This window comes from Streptomyces sp. NPDC051020 (genome assembly GCF_040683105.1).
In the GTDB taxonomy this organism is placed as follows: Bacteria; Actinomycetota; Actinomycetes; order Streptomycetales; family Streptomycetaceae; genus Streptomyces.
The window spans coordinates 36,165-53,894 of the sequence record NZ_JBFBCG010000021.1 but is presented as its reverse complement, the minus strand read 5'-3'; the positions used below and the strand labels follow the sequence as shown (position 1 = coordinate 53,894).

At 71.3% G+C, this 17,730-nt stretch carries 14 protein-coding genes and 1 pseudogene; 5 read left to right on the top strand and 10 right to left on the bottom strand.

The window, feature by feature from the left end; translation table 11 throughout:
• Position 1: 1 nt before the first annotated feature.
• Positions 2 to 333 (top strand): annotated as a pseudogene (locus AB0N06_RS14125) (transposase); the annotation flags it as partial.
• A gap of 45 nt (positions 334 to 378) precedes the next feature.
• Here the strand turns inward: AB0N06_RS14125 and AB0N06_RS14120 are convergent.
• The 4 genes from AB0N06_RS14120 to AB0N06_RS14105 all read right to left on the bottom strand — a co-directional run bounded on the left by AB0N06_RS14120 (position 379) and on the right by AB0N06_RS14105 (position 4,307).
• On the bottom strand, positions 379 to 969 hold the full coding sequence (locus AB0N06_RS14120; RefSeq protein WP_366134943.1) for a hypothetical protein: 591 nt from the start codon (positions 967 to 969) through the stop codon (positions 379 to 381).
• Between the two features lie 622 nt (positions 970 to 1,591).
• Positions 1,592 to 2,290 (bottom strand): HAD family phosphatase, encoded by a 699-nt coding sequence (locus tag AB0N06_RS14115; RefSeq protein WP_366134942.1) that lies wholly within the window; start codon positions 2,288 to 2,290, stop codon positions 1,592 to 1,594.
• 25 nt (positions 2,291 to 2,315) lie between these two features.
• Positions 2,316 to 2,801: an Lrp/AsnC family transcriptional regulator gene (locus tag AB0N06_RS14110; RefSeq protein ID WP_366134941.1), complete on the bottom strand. Its 486-nt coding sequence runs from the start codon at positions 2,799 to 2,801 to the stop codon at positions 2,316 to 2,318.
• 87 nt (positions 2,802 to 2,888) lie between these two features.
• The gene (locus AB0N06_RS14105; RefSeq protein ID WP_366134940.1) at positions 2,889 to 4,307 is read right to left on the bottom strand and encodes an APC family permease; all 1,419 of its coding nucleotides are present in this window, start codon (positions 4,305 to 4,307) and stop codon (positions 2,889 to 2,891) included.
• Positions 4,308 to 5,192: 885 nt separating this feature from the next.
• On the opposite strand from AB0N06_RS14105, the gene AB0N06_RS14100 reads away from it, so the two are divergent.
• From AB0N06_RS14100 to AB0N06_RS14090, 3 genes are all read left to right on the top strand, one after another.
• Positions 5,193 to 6,332, top strand: a complete 1,140-nt coding sequence (locus tag AB0N06_RS14100; RefSeq protein ID WP_366134991.1) for an MFS transporter — start codon at positions 5,193 to 5,195, stop codon at positions 6,330 to 6,332.
• Between the two features lie 275 nt (positions 6,333 to 6,607).
• Positions 6,608 to 8,122 carry an FUSC family protein gene (locus AB0N06_RS14095; protein WP_366134939.1) on the top strand — a complete coding sequence of 505 codons (1,515 nt, stop codon included), beginning with the start codon at positions 6,608 to 6,610 and terminating at the stop codon, positions 8,120 to 8,122.
• A gap of 203 nt (positions 8,123 to 8,325) precedes the next feature.
• On the top strand, positions 8,326 to 9,381 hold the full coding sequence (locus tag AB0N06_RS14090) for a lactonase family protein (protein WP_366134938.1): 1,056 nt from the start codon (positions 8,326 to 8,328) through the stop codon (positions 9,379 to 9,381).
• 101 nt (positions 9,382 to 9,482) lie between these two features.
• Here the strand turns inward: AB0N06_RS14090 and AB0N06_RS14085 are convergent, their stop codons facing one another.
• The 4 genes from AB0N06_RS14085 to AB0N06_RS14070 all read right to left on the bottom strand — a co-directional run bounded on the left by AB0N06_RS14085 (position 9,483) and on the right by AB0N06_RS14070 (position 13,354).
• Entirely contained in the window at positions 9,483 to 10,406 is a 924-nt protein-coding gene (locus tag AB0N06_RS14085; RefSeq protein ID WP_366134937.1) for a hypothetical protein, read from the bottom strand.
• A 119-nt stretch (positions 10,407 to 10,525) separates the two neighbouring features.
• Positions 10,526 to 11,557 (bottom strand): BadF/BadG/BcrA/BcrD ATPase family protein, encoded by a 1,032-nt coding sequence (locus AB0N06_RS14080; RefSeq protein ID WP_366134936.1) that lies wholly within the window; start codon positions 11,555 to 11,557, stop codon positions 10,526 to 10,528.
• Complete coding sequence (locus AB0N06_RS14075; RefSeq protein WP_366134935.1) at positions 11,554 to 12,231, bottom strand: uracil-DNA glycosylase; 678 nt, start codon at positions 12,229 to 12,231, stop codon at positions 11,554 to 11,556. The genes AB0N06_RS14080 and AB0N06_RS14075 overlap by 4 nt, the downstream gene beginning before the upstream one ends.
• Before the next feature lie 34 nt (positions 12,232 to 12,265).
• Complete coding sequence (locus AB0N06_RS14070; RefSeq protein ID WP_366134934.1) at positions 12,266 to 13,354, bottom strand: exo-alpha-sialidase; 1,089 nt, start codon at positions 13,352 to 13,354, stop codon at positions 12,266 to 12,268.
• Between the two features lie 272 nt (positions 13,355 to 13,626).
• On the opposite strand from AB0N06_RS14070, the gene AB0N06_RS14065 reads away from it, so the two are divergent.
• Positions 13,627 to 14,343, top strand: a complete 717-nt coding sequence (locus AB0N06_RS14065; protein ID WP_366134933.1) for a cupin domain-containing protein — start codon at positions 13,627 to 13,629, stop codon at positions 14,341 to 14,343.
• Here the strand turns inward: AB0N06_RS14065 and AB0N06_RS14060 are convergent.
• Together AB0N06_RS14060 and AB0N06_RS14055 are read right to left on the bottom strand one after the other, a co-directional pair.
• Positions 14,331 to 14,855, bottom strand: a complete 525-nt coding sequence (locus AB0N06_RS14060) for a GNAT family N-acetyltransferase (protein ID WP_366134932.1) — start codon at positions 14,853 to 14,855, stop codon at positions 14,331 to 14,333. The genes AB0N06_RS14065 and AB0N06_RS14060 overlap by 13 nt on opposite strands.
• Before the next feature lie 193 nt (positions 14,856 to 15,048).
• Positions 15,049 to 17,721 carry a SpoIIE family protein phosphatase gene (locus AB0N06_RS14055; RefSeq protein ID WP_366134990.1) on the bottom strand — a complete coding sequence of 891 codons (2,673 nt, stop codon included), beginning with the start codon at positions 17,719 to 17,721 and terminating at the stop codon, positions 15,049 to 15,051.
• Positions 17,722 to 17,730: the final 9 nt, after the last annotated feature.

Sequence of the window (17,730 nt, the reverse complement as noted above, 5' to 3'; positions counted from 1 at the left end):
GATCGCGCCGACGGTGGCGGTGAAGAAGACCTTCCGGGCGTTCGTCCCCGATCAGATGCTGACGCTGCCGCCGTCGCTGGATGAGTGGCTGCCCGAGGGGCATCTGGCCCGATTCGTGGCCTAACTGGTCGACGAGGTGCTCGACCTGGGCCCGATCCTGGCGTCCTACACCGAGAAGCGCGGGTTCCCGCCGCATGACCCGCGGTTGATGGTCCGGCTGCTGATCTACGGTTACCCACCGGGGTGCGCTCGTAGCGGGCGATCGAGCGCAAGTGCACCGATGATGTGGCCTTCCGCTGTCTGGCCGCGGGGGCGGGGCCGGACTACCACACGCACCGGCCGCCGCTCCTTGACGGGCAAACCTTGCCGGTCGCGGCACTAGTCCAGACCGGAGATCGTGAACACGGTCCGGGCCGTTCGTCCGTCGATACGGTCTCCGAGCTGCCGCAGCGCCGTCGCCCCGCAGAGCAGCGTCCCGCGGTGCATGCAGATGCGCGCGTCCTCGTCCAGCCGGTGCCACAGAGCCGGGTTGGCGACGAACACGCGGGGGTCGAGCTCGACCCGGCAGCCGTGGGTGTCCCGGAGCAGCAGGCGTTGCGCGACGCCGTCGGACCAGCGCACGGACACCAGGCGGTCTGTGCGCACGGTCGTTCTGCGGAGCAGGCCGCGGGAGGAGAGCCACCCGATGCCCGCGCAGACCCGCGGCGGCACCAGGACCGCACACAGCACCGCGGCGATCGCCGCCCACAGCAGGACACGAAGCCAGGTGAGCCGGCCGACGGCCGCGTCGACCGCCAGCAGGAGGCCGAGCAGTGTGACGGAGCAGCCGCCCGCGAAGCGGACGTCCCCGGACCACTCGCGGTCGTATTCCGTCCTGCCAGGGGCCGGGAGGGTACGGCCGGAACGGCTGACGCGGCCGGCAGGGCGCGGGTGGGGATCGGGGGCTGCCCCGGGCACAGGTCGTTGCATGGTGCAGAGGCTACGGAGAGCGGGACGGATGGTCGGCGCGCCTTGACGAACCGCTGACGCCGGAACCGTATCTCCTGACGGACGCCTGACGACCAGTGACGGCCGGAGCTCACCGCCCGCGCCACGACGCGCATCGACCGCACCGAGATCGGGGTGACCGCGTCCCGCGGGATGGCCGGGCGCCCTCTCGACGTATCGGTGGAGGTCCGGTGCGTACGCGGGTAGGGGATCCGACCGCGGCCTCGGAACGAGTCACTCCATGTCCGGTGAGACGGCTCGGCCTGTGGCGAGACGGGTTACCCGTTCAGCGCATCTGACGCCGGACCAGCTCGTGGAGCCGCCCGCCCGTGTCCACGAGGAGTTCGTCCATGCGACCGCTGCCCGAGCGGGACCGCTACGACGTGCATGTCGTCGACGGTGACAGCTTCGCAGCCAACGGCACGGCACCTGGACGGAGAGCGGTCCGGCCTCCTCCGGCCGGTACGCGCCGAGCGCGCCGCCTTCCGCGAAGAGCACCACCGGCAGCCGTCGCTGCTCGGCGATCGAGTGCATCCGGCCCGTCTTGCGGTGGTTCTGGTGGCCCTGGTCGTCGAGAACTTTCCGATGACCGCCACCGGCAAGATCAGGAAGGCTGAGCTCCGGTCAGCCAGTCGTACGCGGTCTGCGCCGTGAACTCGTCCGGACCGCCGCGGAAGAGCAGCCCCGCCGTGGTGAACGCCGGATCGTCGGCCGTCGACGCCACATAGGGAACCGCGATGCAGCGCATGCCCGCCGCATGCGCTGCCGCCACGCCCGGCGCCGCATCCTCCAGCACCACGCAGTCGCCGGGCCCGGTGCCCAGCCGCCGCGCGGCCTCCAGGAACACATCCGGCGCCGGTTTCCCGTGCGCCACCTCGTCGGCGGAGACATACGTCGTGACGTACGCGCCGAGTCCGGTGCCCGCGAGCACCGCCTCGATCGCGGCCCGGGACGAACCCGATGCCACGGCCGTCGCGATCCCCTCCTGACGCAGCCGTTCCACGAACTTCCGCATCTCGGGGAACACCTCCGTCGAGGATCGCGCCAGCTCCAGATAAAAAGCGTCCTGGCCGGCGAGGAGTTCGGCGACGGGCGTCGCGATCCCGTACTCGGCCCGCAGCGCCGTCAGCGTCTCGCGGGTGCTGATCCCGATGTACCGGGTGTGGTGCTCCCAGGTGAAGTCCGGCACGCCGTGACGGGCGAGGAGCCGGCGCCCCGCCTCGTAGTAGTTCGGCTCGCTGTCCACGAGCGTGCCGTCGAGATCGAAGATGACCGAAAGGGCAGGGCTGCGCCGAGTGCTCATGGCACCCAGCATGCCAAGGCGGTGATCAGTTCGACGGTCCGGCCGTGGCCAGGCCGATGGATTGGACCAACGGCAGCAGCCGGTGCGGAACCCGCTCGCGCAGGGCCACTTCGGTGCGGGTCCGCACCACGCCGGGCAGCTGGATCAGCAGCTGGATCACATCCTCCAGGTGCTCGTTGTCGCGGGCCACGACCCGCGTCAGCAGATCCCCGCCGCCGGTGGTCGAGAACGCCTCGACGATCTCCGGCACGGCGGCGAGGGCCTCGCCCACCTCGTCCAGATGCCCTTGGGTGACCTCCAGATGGACGAAGGCGAGCACCGGGTGGCCGAGCGCGGCGGGGGAGAGGACCGGGCCCGTACCGGTGATCACACCGTTCCGCTCCAGCCGGTCGATACGGGCCTGCACGGTGCCCCGGGCGATGGAGAGGATCCGCGCGTACTCCCGCACGCTGGTCCGGGGCTGCTCGATGAGCAGCCGCAGGATGCGGGTGTCGAGCGCGTCCACCGCCATGGTCCGTCGGCCTCTTCCTGGTCTGCTGATACGGAATCCGACTGTACCAATGGCCCAGTGGACGGGCACGGGCCCGTCCACGTGGGGTCAGGGACGGGCATCCTCGGGGAGGGTGACCAGCCAGCGGGTGTGGGGGCGGGGGCGGAGGTAGAAGGCCCAGTAGAGGGTGGCCGCCGCCATGATGCCGCCGGTCCACAGCAGGTACGTGACCTCCTGCTGGCTGAGGATGTAGACGAGTACGACCATCAGCGCCACCGGCACCGCGGGCCAGAGCGGCATCCGCCAGGCGGGCAGTTCCTTGTGGCCGGTGCGGCGGGCGGCGAGCGCGGCGACGGCGACCAGCAGGTACATACCGGTGACCGAGACGCCGGTCACGCCGTACAGGGTGTCGAGGTTGACGAAGCACAGTGCCGCGCCGGGAACTCCGACCACCAGGGTGGCGACCCACGGCGAACCGAAGCGGCCGAGGCGGGCGAGGGCGTTGTTGACCGGCTCGGGCCACGCCTTGTCCCGGGCGGAGGCGAACAGCACCCGGGAGTTCTGGATGACCATGACGATGCCCGCGTTGATGATCGCGAGTGCGACGCAGAGGCTCACGAACGTACCGACGGCCGAGTTGCTCCAGGCAGTGACCATGCCGCTGATGTCACCGGAGGTGAGCGCCGCGAGGTCGGGTGCGCCCATCGTGATCGCGACCACCGGGACGAGGATGACGGCTGTCGAGATGGCCAGGGTGGCGAGGACCGTGCGAGCGACGTTGCGCCGCGGGTTCTCCATCTCCTCGGAGAGGTAGACGGCGGTGGAGAAGCCCTGGGTGATGAAGAGTGCGATGGCCAGACCCGAGACGACCAGCATCGCGGTGACCGGGCGGGACGCTCCGCTGTCGCTCGCGACCACACCATGGATCAGGCTGCCCGCGCCCCGCTCGGTGTGGGCGAAGCCGAGGACGGCGACGACGGCCGCCGCGATGACTTCGAGAACCAGGAAGACGCCGGTGATCCAGGCGTTGGCGCGCAGGTCCAGCAGACCGGCCAGGGTGGCGAGCACCATGACCCCGGCCCCGGCGGCCTCGGCCGGGATGTGGACCAGCGGGGCGAGGTAGTCCGCCGTGCCCATGGCGATCACGGGCGGGACGATCATCACGACCAGCAGGGACAGGACGAACACCAGCCACCCGGCCAGCCGGCCGGTCAGGGTGGTGACCATGGCGTACTCGCCGCCCGCGCTGGGGATCATGGTGCCCAGCTCCGAGTAGCAGAACGCCACGGCGATACAGAGCAGCGAACCGATGGCGATGGTGAGCGCGGTGGCGGAGCCGAGGTCGCCGAACAGGTCGGGCACGACCACGAAGAGCGTGGACGCGGGCGTCACGCAGGAGAGGGTCAGCAGGGTTCCTCCGACGACCCCGATGGAACGCTTGAGAGTGCGGGGGCCGTCCGGGCCGTGGGGATCGGCCTCCGCTGGTGCGGTGCCGGAGGTGACGGGCTGGCTGAGCATGTCGGTCATGGAGCGGTTCCGATCGACTGGGTGTGACGGGTACGGCGGGAGCGCTATCGCCTCCGTGGCTTGCTGCGCTGTTGGTTTCGTCTGCTCCCGGCGCGTTATGGAAACCTGTGGGATCCGTCACGTCAACCACCCAATACCTACGGAATTCGTTGCCGTCAGGGGCATGGCTGGCGGTATTCGTAGATTGATCGAAAGTCGGCCGCTTATTGACAACTTGATGGTTCGGTGCCTGTGTTCACTTGATGATCTTCGAAATGAAGGCGTTTACTCGCTAGTGCCTTTGATGAACGAGTCGGCGGTGAGGGGTTCGGGTGCGGCGAACCGCGCTCGGACCGCAACGGGATGCGCAGCGTGTAACCGGTCACGTTCTGCGGATTTTGCCTTGGGCGGCGCGCGGAGGCTCCGGCCCGGACCGAACGCCCAGGTGAGGGGCGACCAGGAAATCTCCGCCCGCGTTCCGGCGGGGGCAAAGCGGGAGGGGCCGCCTTCCTCGGTGCGCGGGACACCGTTGTCGTCATTCGCGTCCTCACCGCCGCGGCGTCACTCCTCCTGCTTCCGCTCACCGGGCACGTCCCGGTCGCCGTCGTCCTCGCTTCGTTGGCCGTGCTGCTCGCCGCATCGGTCGCCGTGGAGGGTCCGGCCCACCGTCGCCGACTGCCCGCGGCGTAGGCCGCGCCCGGCGCTTGACGACCGCTCCTCATGACGTATCGACTGTTACGTTTGCTCGGTGGGTGAGGAGTCTTCGGCGTCCCCGCTGCGGCGGGTGGTGCTGATGGTGCGGCTGCCGACGCGGCCGTCCCGGCACCGGGTCGCGGTACGGCGGCAGCCGTGACCCCCGGGCCTGCCCAGGAATCGAGGCTTCTGCCCGCGGGATCGCGGCGGCGGATGTGGCCGCTGTGCGCAGCCGGGTTCACCACCGCCTTCGGCGCGCACGGCGTCGCCGCCAATCTCGGCCAGGGCGATGCCGATCTGGCGCGTTCGGTGCTGTATCTCGGGCTGTTGCTCGCGCTGTACGACGGCGCCGAGGTGGTGCTCAAGCCGGTATTCGGGACGCTCGCCGACCGGATCGGCGCCCGGCCGGTGCTGCTCGGCGGGCTCATTGCGTTCGCCGCCATCTCCGCGATCTTCGTGGTGGTCCGCGATCCCGGCTGGCTGTGGGCCGCCCGCCTCGGACAGGGCGCGGCCGCCTCTGCGTTCTCACCTGCCGCCTCCGCGCTGGTGGCCCGACTCAGCCCGCGGGCCCGGCACGGCCGCGCATTCGGCTCGTACGGATTCTTCAAGGGCATCGGCTACACCGCAGGACCCTTGCTCGGCGGCGTGCTGGTCTGGGCCGGCGGCCTGACGCTGCTGTTCGCGGTGCTGGCCGCGCTGGCCGCCGCGGTCGCCCTGTGGGCCGTGTTCGCGGTACCTGCCGTCCCGCCTCTGCCCAAGACCCGTCAGACCGTCCTGGGACTCGTCCGGCGACTGGCCGACGGTGCTTTTCTGCGGCCGGTGGCGGCCCTGGCCGCTGCCACCGCCGCGCTGTCCGTCGGGGTCGGGTTCCTGCCGGTGTCCGGGCTGGCTGCCGGTCTGTCGCCGGTGGCCACGGGCGCGTCCGTCTCCGTCCTCGCCCTGTGCGCCGCGCTCGTGCAGCCGTGGGCCGGGCGAGCCCTGGACCACGGACGCCTCGGCGCCGACGGGGGACTGGCGGCCGGACTGCTGGGCACTGCGTGCGGACTGGCCGCCGCCATACTGCCCGGCCTGCCCGGCATCCTGTCGGCCGCCGTGCTGATCGGGGCCGGAACCGGGCTGATCACTCCGCTGGGCTTCGCCGCCCTCGCGGGTACCACCCCGCAGGAACGACTCGGCCAGACCATGGGAACGGCCGAACTCGGACGTGAACTCGGCGACGCCGGAGGTCCGTTGCTGGTCGCCGCCGCTGCCAGTGCCGCGACCTTGACCTGGGGCTTCGCGGTACTCGCCGCGGCGACCGCCGTTCTGCCGCTTCTCCTGCGCGCTCGCCGCACACCCCCGGAGCGCGGCTGATCTTCTGCTGCGGGACGGCGCCTGGAAGCGCGCCCGTGCCGAGGCCCGCGCGTGCATCGTCCGGAAGGTCTTTCTTCGGCCCGACGGTTGCACAAGACGTGGTCCATTGGCGCTCGCCTGGCACATCGAAAGCACACCGGGCTGTGCCAATGGCTCAATTGCCTTGGCTCGACTTGAGCCAGATGGCGGCGAGATGCTCTGATTGGGCCAGTCGATGGCGCTGCGGATCCCGCGGCGCCTTTTTCATGCCCGGACAGAACAGGGAGTGGTAATCGGTGCTGAAGCGGATGTTGGTGGCTCCGGACCCGGGGCGGCTGCGGCTGCGCAGCTCGGCCCGGGCCGTTCTCGGCATCGGTCTGGCCGTGACCCTGTCGGGCCTCGTCAGTCACTCGCTTCCCGCGTCCGTCGCCGGCGGCCTCGCCGCTCTGCTTGCACTCTTCACGGTCACTGACGCCCAGGTCCGCGATCAGGCGCTCACCACCGTGCTGCTGCCCGTTGTCGGCTTCCCGGTCCTGGCACTCGCGACGGCGCTGCACGACTACCCCCTGGCGCGTGACGCCGCGTTCCTCGCCGTTGTCTGTGCGGGGGTGTACGCGCGCCGCTGGGGTCCTCGCGGTCATGCCCTGGGGGTTTTCGCGTTCATGGCGTTCTTCATGGCGCAGTTCCTGCACGTCGTACCGGGCCAGCTGCCCGAGCTGTACGCCACCGTCGCACTCGCGCTCATCGCCGCCTCGGCCGTCCGCTTCGGCGCCTGGTGCTACGAACGACGGCTGCCCACGCCCGTCGTACCCACACTCCAGGGCAGTCGCGGGCTGGCCCGGACGACCACGCGGCAGGCGCTCCAGGCGACAGCCGCCAGTGCCTTCGCGCTCGGCATCGGGCAGCTGCTGTCCGCCGACCGCTGGTACTGGGCCGTCGGCACCGTCTGGTGGGTCTTCGTGAACACCGCCTCGCGCGGCGAGACGCTGGTCCGCGGCTTCCGCCGCATCCTCGGCACGGTGGCCGGGATCGCCGCAGGGCTGCTGGTCGCCGTGCCGCTGCACGGCGACACGGTCCCCACCGCGGCCCTCGTCGCCGTCTGCGTCTTCGGCATCTTCTACACCGCCGCCGTCTCGTACAGCTGGATGGTCTTCTTCGTGACCGTGATGGCCGGACTGCTGTACGGCCTGCTCGGCGTCCTGAATCCGGAGCTGCTCGTGCTCCGCCTCACGGAGACCGGGGCCGGAGCCCTCGGCTCGACGCTCGCCGTCCTCCTCGTGCTGCCCGTCACCCTCCACGCGACCACCGACGCCTGGATCCAGCGCGCACTGCGCTGCGTGCACGCCTGCACGGCCGAGGCTGCCGCCCGTCTGGCCGGTTCCCCGACCGCCGACCCCGTTCCACAGGTGAGCGAACTGGAGGCGCTGCTCGGCCGGGTCCGGCTCTCGCTCGCCCCCCTGGTGCATCCACTCAACCCGCTGCGGGCCCGTAAGGCGCGCGCCCGCCAGGTCCTCGCCCTGCTCGACCTGTGCGCCCGCGAGGTGCGTGGTCTCGCCGCGGTCACCGCCGATCCCGACGCCTCGCACGACGCCCGGCTCGGAGCGGCCTGCCGCCGCGTCGAGGCCGCGGTGCTCGCCCTGGCGCAGCCGGGACCCGCCCGTACGGAACTGAACGCCGCGCCCGCACACGCACCGCACCACCACCCCGGCGCCGAGGCCGCACTCGCGCATCTGCACGCCCTGGAGCGGGCCCTCGCGGAACTCGCCGCGCCCCTGCGCACCTCGCCCCGTGCCCCACTCGTCCCGGCCTGACCTGTGACCCGCGGCAGCAGGCGGCGGTGACACGGCCCTGGTCCAGTGCCCCTCCCGGCTCTGCACACACCGGACGACGCTCCTCATGGGGCACACACTGCCGGTCACGGCACTGGACCGCACACGGTGCACTGCTACCGTCGCCCCGGAAGATCACGGCGGTCCGACCCGTCGTGATCAGTCGGTGGAGAGGGGCGGAAGCGGTGAGCAGCAACGGTGCGGGACGGGCATACATCGGGTCGTTCACGTCGGCGGGCGGTCGGGGAGTCACCGTCGCGGCCCTGGACCGGGAGACCGGGGCGCTGACCGTCCTCGGCGCCACGGACATCGTCCCCGATCCTTCGTATCTTGCCCTGGGCCCCGGCTCCACCACCCTCTACACGGTCAGCGAGACCGAATCCGGCGCGGCCGCCGCCCTCGACATCACCGGCGACGACCTGCGGCTGCTCGGCGGGATCCGGCCGGTGGACGGCAGCGGACCCACCCACCTCGCACTGACCGGCGGACACCTGATCACCGCCAACTACGGCTCCGGCAGCGTCACCGCCCTCCCCGTGCGCGCCGACGGATCGCTGGGCGCCGCCACTTCCGTGCTCCAGCACGAGGGAAGCGGACCGCACCCGGCCCGTCAGCAGGCCCCGCACGCCCACCAGGTGCTCGCTGACCCGTCGGGCGCCTGGGTGCTGAGTGTGGACCTCGGAACCGACTCCGTACGCATCTGCGCCCTCGACCCGAGCACCGGCACGCTGCGGCTGCACGACGAGACGGCGCTGCGACCGGGCACCGGACCGCGCCACCTGGCCTTCCACCCCGCAGGCACCCACGCCTACGTCCTGAACGAACTCGAACCGACCGTCACCGTCTGCCGGTGGGAAGCCGCCACCGGAACCCTCGCACCGGTCGGCGAAACGACGGTCGTGCCCGAGGACGTGGCCGCCGACGCGGACGCGGTCGTCCACCCGTCCGAGCTCGTCGTCTCGCGCGACGGCCGCTTCCTCTGGGCCGCCAACCGAGGACACGACAGCATCGCCGTCCTCACTCTCGACGCGACAGGCGAGAAGGCGTCCCTGGTCACAACCGTGAGCTGCGGTGGCCACTGGCCACGCGACCTTGCCCTCGACCCCACCGGGCAGCGGCTGTACGCGGCCAATGAGCGGTCCGGGAACGTCAGCTGGTTCGCCGTCGACCCGAGCACCGGCATCCCACGCCACATGGGCTCCCTGACCGCTCCTGCCGCCTCCTGCGTGATCTTCGACTGATCCGGACCCGCCGTCCGCCCCAGGGTGCCGGAGACAGCAGACAGAGCGGGCCCGTACCGGCCGAACGTCCGGTGCGGGCCCGCTGCTCCGTGCTGATCGGGTCAGTGGGCCTGGGCCCCCTGCGGCGTCACCGGGGCGATGCCGAGCGCTGTCGTGTACAGCGACAGGACGAGCTTGCCGATCGCCGGGTACGCGCCGAGCGGCTCGGCCGTCGCGCAGCCCGCCTCCTTTGCGGCGGCGTCCAGCAGCCCCTCGGTCACCTCGGGACCCACCAGGTACGGCGCCACGGCCAGTTGCAGCGAACCGGAGGCCTTCAGTTGGTCGGCGATGGACGCGACCGAACCCTCGACATCGAGCGCAGCGGCCATCACCGGCACCGCGAGGCGGGCGGCCAGCAGCATGCCGGTGATCCCCGCGGCCTGCACGGCCTCCTCGCCACCCACCGTGGCCAGCACGATCCCGTCCGCGGCCGTGGCCACGGTGAACAGCCTGGCGCGGTCGGCGCGGGCCAGACCGGCCTCGGAGAGGCGTACGTGCAGCGCCTCGGCGAGCAGCGGGTGCGGGCCGAGCACATCGGTCAGCTCGACCGGCGCACGGCTGTCCATGACGGCTTGACGTATCCGCCGGAGCAGGGCGTTGTCCGGCCCCGCGAGCAGCGGCACCACGACGGCGGCCGGGCCCTCGGGCTCGGCGGCCTCACGGCCCGCGGCCTTCGCCTGCTCGAAGCGCGCGATGCGCTCGGCGGCGGAATCCGCGAGCACGGAGACGAGCGTGGGGTACTCGGCATCGTCGCCGTCGAGGTAACCGATCCGGGCATGGAGACCGGGCAGCTCGGAACGGGCAATGCTGATCACCTCTTCGGCCAGACTGCGCGTGGCCGAAGAGGGGGTACCGGGAACGGCGAGAACGAGCGCGGCAGCGCCCTCGGGTGCGACCACGGGCTCCGGGCGGCGGTGCCGTCCGGACTGGCGAGGTCGCGGCATTCGTACAGGCAGGCCGGAAGCGGGCCCAGTGGGGGTGCTCATGGCGCCGCATGCTACTGGTTTTGGGTGCCTCGCTGTTCGGGGAGGGCCCAGTCGGGCGTTATCTGTCCGCTTTTATCCGATCAATGGCTTACCGACCAACTGCCCTGCTCTGTCGCCCCTTACGGTCGCCCCCGCTCGGGCCCGTACGCCGGTACGCACAGCAGTGTCGGGTGGAGCGGCAACCGCAGCTCACCGGTGGCCATCGCCTCGGCGATGAGCAGCGAACCGGCCAGCGGATCACCCGAACCGGGAACCGTCCGCGCCTGTGGAAGTTGCCGGGCGAGCTCTTCACGCAGGGGTACGAGGAGTGGATCGCCCATCCGGAACAAGCCACCCGTCAGGGCCACTTCGCACGGCTCGTCGGCCGCCCCGCGCACCGGGCACACCGCGGCGGCCGCCTCTGCGATATGGCCGGCGGCGTCCCGCAGAATGCCCGCGGCGACCGGATCGTCCCCGGCGCACGCGGCGACCTCGGGGGCGAACGAGGCCAGCAGTGCCGGGCGGTCGGTACGCGGATAGAGCAGACCGGGCAGCTCCGGCGCCGGACCGAACACCGCCTCCAGCCGGGCCAGTAGCGCGACCGAACCGCCGCGCCGCCCGTCATGGGCGCGCATCGCCGCGTCGAGCCCGGCCCGCCCGATCCAGGCACCGCTGCCGCTGTCGCCGAGGAGATGACCCCAGCCGTCGGCCCGGCGCCAGCTCGTCAGATCCGTCCCCAGCGCGATCATGCCGGTGCCGCCCGCGACGACGGCTCCCGGCCGCTGCCCGACCGCTCCCGCGTACGCCGTCACCGCGTCGGCTGCCAGCGCCAGCAGCTGCACCCCGAGGGCCCGCTCCAGCGCCGCGGGCAGCTCCGCGCGCAACTGGTCCCCGAGCGTCGCCATGCCGGCGGCGCCGATCGCCACGGCGACGACGGACGATCCTGCGGCCGTCTCCGCTCGCTCCCCGGCCTGCGCCCGCAACGCGTCGACGGCCGGAAGCAGCTGCTCCAGCAGGTGTCCGGCATCGATCCCGGCCGGACCGGTCCGCACCGGTTCGGCGCAGACTGCCGTCGCCACCGGCTTCTCGCCCCCGATCGCGCCGAGCGCCACTCGGAGACCGGAACCGCCCGAGTCCACCCCGAGGACGTACGACCCCGCAGCGGCAGTCACGGAAGCTGCCAGTCGACCGGCCGGGCGCCCTGGCGCTCCAGCAGTTCATTGGCCCGGCTGAACGGCCGCGAGCCGAAGAACCCGCGGTCCGCGGACATGGGAGAGGGGTGCGAGGACTCGATCGCCGGGAGGTCACCCAGCAGCGGCCGCAGATTGCGGGCGTCGCGCCCCCACAGGACGGACACCAGCGGTGTTCCGCGCGCCACCAGCGCCCGGATCGCCTGCTCGGTCACTTCCTCCCAGCCCTTGCCGCGATGCGCCGCCGGCCTCCGGGGCGCCGTGGTCAGCGCCCTGTTGAGCAGCAGCACCCCCTGGCGGGTCCAGGGCGTCAGATCGCCGTTGGACGGCCGGGGCAGCCCCAGGTCGGTGTGAAGCTCCCGGTAGATGTTCTCCAGGCTGCCCGGCAGCGGCCGGACCTCCGGCGCGACGGCGAAACTCAGTCCCACCGCATGTCCCGGTGTGGGGTAGGGATCCTGACCGACGATCAGGACCCGCACCTCGTCGAACGGCTGCTGGAACGCCCGGAGCACATTCTGTCCCGCAGGCAGATAGGTGCGCCCTGCGGCGATCTCCGCGCGCAGGAAGTCGCCCATCGCGGCGATGCGTTCGGCCACGGGTTCCAGGGCCTGCGCCCATCCCGGCTCGATGATTTCTTTCAACGGTCGTGCTGCCACGGGCCGCACTCTACTGCTCATACGACCGGAGTGATCAACCGCCGACGACCGCCGCCCGTACACAGAGGACGTCCGGCAGATGCGAGGCGAGCTGCTCCCAGCTGTCCCCGTCGTCCCCGCTCGCGTACACCTCGCCGTTGCGATTGCCGAAATAGACCCCCGCCGGATCGGCGTCGTCCGTGCAGAGGGCGTCGCGCAGCACTGTGCCGTAATGCGTCTCCTCGGGCAGTCCTGCGGACAGCGGCTCCCAACTGTTGCCCGCGTCGCTCGTACGGAACACCCGGCAGCGGTGCTCGGCCGGCACGCGGTCGGCATCCGCGTTGATCGGGAAGACGTACGCCGTCTCCGCCCGGTGCGGATGCGCGGCCGCGGCGAAGCCGAAGTCGGAGGGCAGCCCCCCGCCGATGTCCGTCCAGTTGTCCCCGGAGTCGTCACTGCGGAACACACCCCAGTGGTTCTGGAGATAGAGCCGGTCCGGATCGACCGCATCCCGGGTGACTTTGTGGACGCACTGGCCGAACTCCGGGTTCGGATCCGGCAGGAAAACCGCTGACACCCCCTTGTTCGACGGGGTCCAACTCGCTCCGCCGTCCTTGGTGCGGAACACCCCGGCCGTGGAGACCGCGACGGTCACCGCCTGCGCGTCCCTCGGGTCGGTCAGGATCGTGTGCAGCCCCTCGCCGCCCCCGCCCGGGACCCACTTCGAGCGCGTCGGATGCTCCCACAGCGGGCGCACCAGCTCGAACGATTCCCCGCGGTCCTCGGAGCGGAACAGTGCGGCCGGCTCCGTCCCCGCGTACACGACATCCGGCGCCTCTGCCCCGGCCGGGTGCAGCTGCCAGACCCGCTCCAGCGAGGCCCCGGTGAACTGGGGGAACTTCACCGCCGGTTGCTTCGGCTCGACCCAGGTCGCGCCCAGATCGTCGGAGTGGAACACCGAGGGTCCCCAGTGCGCGCTGTCCCCGCCGACGAGCAGCCGGGGGGCCTGCCCGCGGGTGTCGATGGCGATGGAGTAGATCGCCTGCGCGTGGAAATGCGGGTCGCCGAACTCCCACGTGCCATGGCGTCTGCGGCCGATGAAGAGTCCTTTGCGGGTTCCCACAGTGAGCAGTACGTCGGGCATCGCCGACACCTCCCGAAACGCCTTTGTGACGGATACGGGCCAGTCTGCACCCGGCCACTGACAGTGGCGGGCAGAGTAGGCGTTTGCGCAGGTCGCACGGCGAGTGCGGGGGCGGGCGGCGATCCGCCGCCCGCGTCGCGGCCGACGCGGTCCGGGCCCCTTGACCGGCGTCCCGGGCGGGCCGTAACTTCCCGTGTAGAAAGCGCTTGCCCCGCTGGCGGACCCCCGATGGGTTCCCGACAACAGCCGATGAACCGGATCGAGGAGCGCCCGTGGTGACCTTCGAAGGACTGCCCGGCGCCGTAGCCGTCTCCCACCTCAGGGTCTACGACTGGCCCGCCGAGGACGGACTGCGCGGCGGCACACCACACCTCCATCTCACCTGTTCCGAGGGGTATGTGGTGGTCGGTGGCACAGGATCGGTGCAGACGCTCACCGTGACCGGCTTCTGGCAGACGCCCCTGGCCGCCGGTTCGCTGGTGTGGTTCACCCCCGGTACGATCCACCGGCTCGTCAATGACGACGACCTGCGCATCGTCGTTCTCATGCAGAACAGCGGACTGCCGGAGGCGGGCGACGCCGTGCTCACCCTCCCGCCCCGCTTCCTGACGGACCCCGGCACCTATCGCGCGGCCGTTGCTCTGCCCGTCGACGGCTCCGAGCCGGAACAGGAAGGCGCCGCCCGCGTCCGCCGCGACCTCGCCGTCCAGGGCTTTCTCACGCTGCGCCGGGCCGCGGAGGCGGGCGACACCGAGCCGCTCGCTGCTTTCCACCGGGCGGCCGCCGCGCTCGTGAAGCATCGGACGGACGACTGGCGGGGGCGCTGGAAACAGGGCGCCGCCGCCGCATCCCGGGCAACCGGCGACCAGCTGGACGCCTTGGCGCGGGGGGACGGCGGCCATCTCGCGGCTGCCCGTGTGCACGCCCAACAGCCTTCGGCCTACGGAAGGTTCGGGATGTGCGGCCGTCTCGACGTCTACAGCGGCTGAGTGGCCGTGGCCGCGGTCGCGGTAAGGACCCGGGTAATGCTCCCGTCGTCCTCCGTCCTGTCCCGCACGTGCCGGAAGCCGATCCTGTCCAGCAGGGCGAGCGACGCGCTGTTCTCCGCGGCGACCGTCGCGTGAACCTCGGTCAGCTTGAGGGTGGCGAACCCGTACGCGGTGAGTGCCTGCGCGATTTCGGTCCCGAGCCCCTGGCCCCAGGAGCCCTGAGCCAGCGCGTAGACGATCTCGTGGCCGTCCACTTCCAAAGACGGCTTGATCTCCGCATGGCCGACGAACCGGCTGTCCTGCCGCACCACCCAGACGTCGAACAGATCCTGCGCGTAGACCTTGCTGAAGATCCGCCCGAACAGGGCACGGTCCTCGGCCTCCGCCGCGGGGCCGTCCCCGATCCACCGGGATACCCGGGTGTCCTGGAAGAGCGCCACGAAATCGTCCTCGTCGGCAGGTGCGTACGGTTCCAGGCGCAGCCGTGCTGTGTGCAGGGTGGGGGGCGTCATGCCGGTCGACCGTACACACCCCCCCTGCGACCTGCAACGGAATACGGCATTCGGCGACCCCGGACGCCGAGGTTGCGGTGCTCGAGGGGATGGCCGGGAGCTTGCCGAGGCACACGTCCCGGGTGGGCTTGTGCCACGGCTTCTGCACCGTGAGGTGCCGGTTCATCCGACGACGGCGCTCTTGGTGGCGCGCTCAGAGGCCCAGGGCCTCGTCGGTCCACTCGAATGCAGGCGCACCGCTCGCGCCCGGTGTCTGTTCGGACCAGATGACCTTGCCCTCGGCTGTATAGCGGGTGCCCCAGCGATCGGCGAACTGGGCGACGAGATACAGTCCGCGGCCACCCTCGTCCGTCGTCGACGCATAGCGCAGATGCGGTGCGGTGCTGCTGGAGTCGGACACCTCGCAGATCAGAGCGCGGTCGTGCAGCATCCGGACCCGGATGGGAGGGACGCCGTAGCGGATGGCGTTGGTGACCAGCTCGCTGAGGATCAGCTCGGTGGCGAAGGTCTCTTCCTCCAGCCCCCGGTCGATGAGCCACTGGGACACGTCCTTGCGGACCCCGGCGACGGCCGACGGGTCGGGCTCGACGTCCCATTCGCCGACACGGGCGGGAGCGAGGATGTGGGTGGCGGCCACCAGGAGGACGGCGTCGTCGCCCGGAGGTGTGGGCAGGAGCGCAGAGATCAGGTCGTCGCAGGTCTCTTCCGGAGTCCGGTGCTGTCCGGCCAGCGTTTCGCGCATCGTGTCCAGTCCGGTGGCGAAGTCCCGCTCGCGCGACTCGACGAGACCGTCCGTGTAGAACACCATACGGCTCCCCTCCGGCAGGGACAGCTCCATCGCCTCGAAGGGCAGTCCGCCGATGCCCAGGGGCAGGCCTGCGGGGACGTCGGGGACCTGCACCGTGCCGTCGGGCAGCACGAGGACGGGACCGGGATGACCGGCCCGGGCGGCGGAGCAGGTGCCGGCCACCGGGTCATAGACGGCGTACAGGCAGGTGGCCCCCGTGATCTCCGCGCGCCCGCCGTCGGTGTTCTCCGTCCGGTCGATGCGTGCGATCACTTCGTCGATGCGAGCGAGGAGTTCGTCGGCCGGAAGGTCCAGTGCGGAGAAGTTGTGGACCGCGGTGCGCAGGCGGCCCATCGTCGCGGCGGCGTGCAGACCGTGCCCGACGACGTCACCGACGACCAGCGCGACGCGGGCACCGGGCAGCGGAATGACGTCGAACCAGTCACCGCCCACCCCCGCCTGAGCCGGCAGATAGCGGTAGGCGACGTCGAGAGCAGATTGTTCGGGCAGGCCGCGGGGCATCAGGCTGCGCTGCAGCGTCACGGCCATCTCGTGCTCGCGGGTGTAGCGGCGGGCGTTGTCGATACAGACGGCCGCCCGGGCGACCAGTTCCTCGGCGAACGTCAGATCGTCCTCGTCGAAGGGGTCCGGATTATCCGAGCGCCAGAAGTTCGCCATGCCCAGGACCGCACCGCGTGCGTGCAGCGGAACGGCGATCAGGGAGTGGACACCGTACGCGATGATCCTCGCCGCCCGCTCGGGGTCGGCCCCCAGCCAGCCCCGTTCGGCGGACAGGTCCGGCACCAGCTTGGTGTGCCCATGGATCAGTCCCAGGGCCGCCGGGCTGGTGGGAACGAACGCGACGACCCGTCCGATCGGGTAGAAGGGGTGGCCGGCGCGCATGCCGGCCATTGCTGTACGCCGCAGGTCCAGCACGGTGCCGAGCGGTATCGACGGTTCCTCGCCGCGCAGCACGGGCTCGGCGAGGTCGACCGAGGCGAAGTCGGCGAAGCGGGGGACCACCACGTGCGCCAACTCCTCCGCGGTCCGGGTCACATCCAGCGTCGTACCGATGTGTGCACTGGCCGTGTGCAGCAGAAGCAGCCGCTCCCGTACCGCTGCGGCCCGGTCGGCAAGTGCGACCAGTTCCGTTGTGTCCCGCAGGGTCGCGACCGTCCCGGCAGGTCCGCCATGTTCGTCGGTGGGCCGCAGATTGACGGCCAGCAGCCGGTCGCCGACCATGCGCACCTCGTCGGAGGCGCTGCGGCCGGAGGCGAGCAGTTCCACGAGGGGAGGAGGCAGGCCGATGTCTGTCACCGCAAGCCCCTCGGCGTTCGCGGGCAGGTCCAGCAGTCGCCTGGCCTCGTCGTTGGCCAGGAGCAGCCGCCTGTCGCCGTCGATGATGAGGACACCTTCGCGCACGGAGTGCAGCACCGCGTCGTGATGCTCGTACAGCCGCGTCATCTCGGCGGGGCCGAGGCCATGCGTCTGCCTCCGCAGACGTCGGCTGATCAGTGCCGCACCGCCGGAGGTGAGGGCAAGTGCAGCCACCGCGGCGCCGACCAGCACCGGCACTTCGCGGTCGGCCACTTTGTTCACGTCATTGATCGCGATGCCCACGGACACCAGGCCGGCGGTCGAGCCGTCGGCCCTCGGTATGGGCACTACCGAGTTCACGGCCGGCCCCTGGCTCCCTGTGAAGGTACGGGTGAAGCCATGCCCGAGAAGCGCCTCCTTGTACGGGCCGATGACGTGCTTGCCGATCAGCGCGGGATCGCGGTGGGTGAGGCGGATGCCGTGCATGTCGGCCACGACGACGCTGTCGACGTGGGTGGTTTTCCGGATTTGCTCAGTGAGCGGCTGCAGTACTGCGGTGGGATCAGGGCTGTCGAGCGCCGCCACGATGCCGGGGGAGTGAGCGAACGTCTGGGCGACGGCGTATGAACCTCTCTCGGCTTCGTGAACGGCGGCGTTCCGGGCCTGCACCACGAGCGAGAACGCCGCCGTGGCGATGAGCAGCACGACGAGCACCAGCTCCAGCAGCAGGACTTCCCCGGCCACGGTGCGCACGCCGAGCAGGGTGCGGGA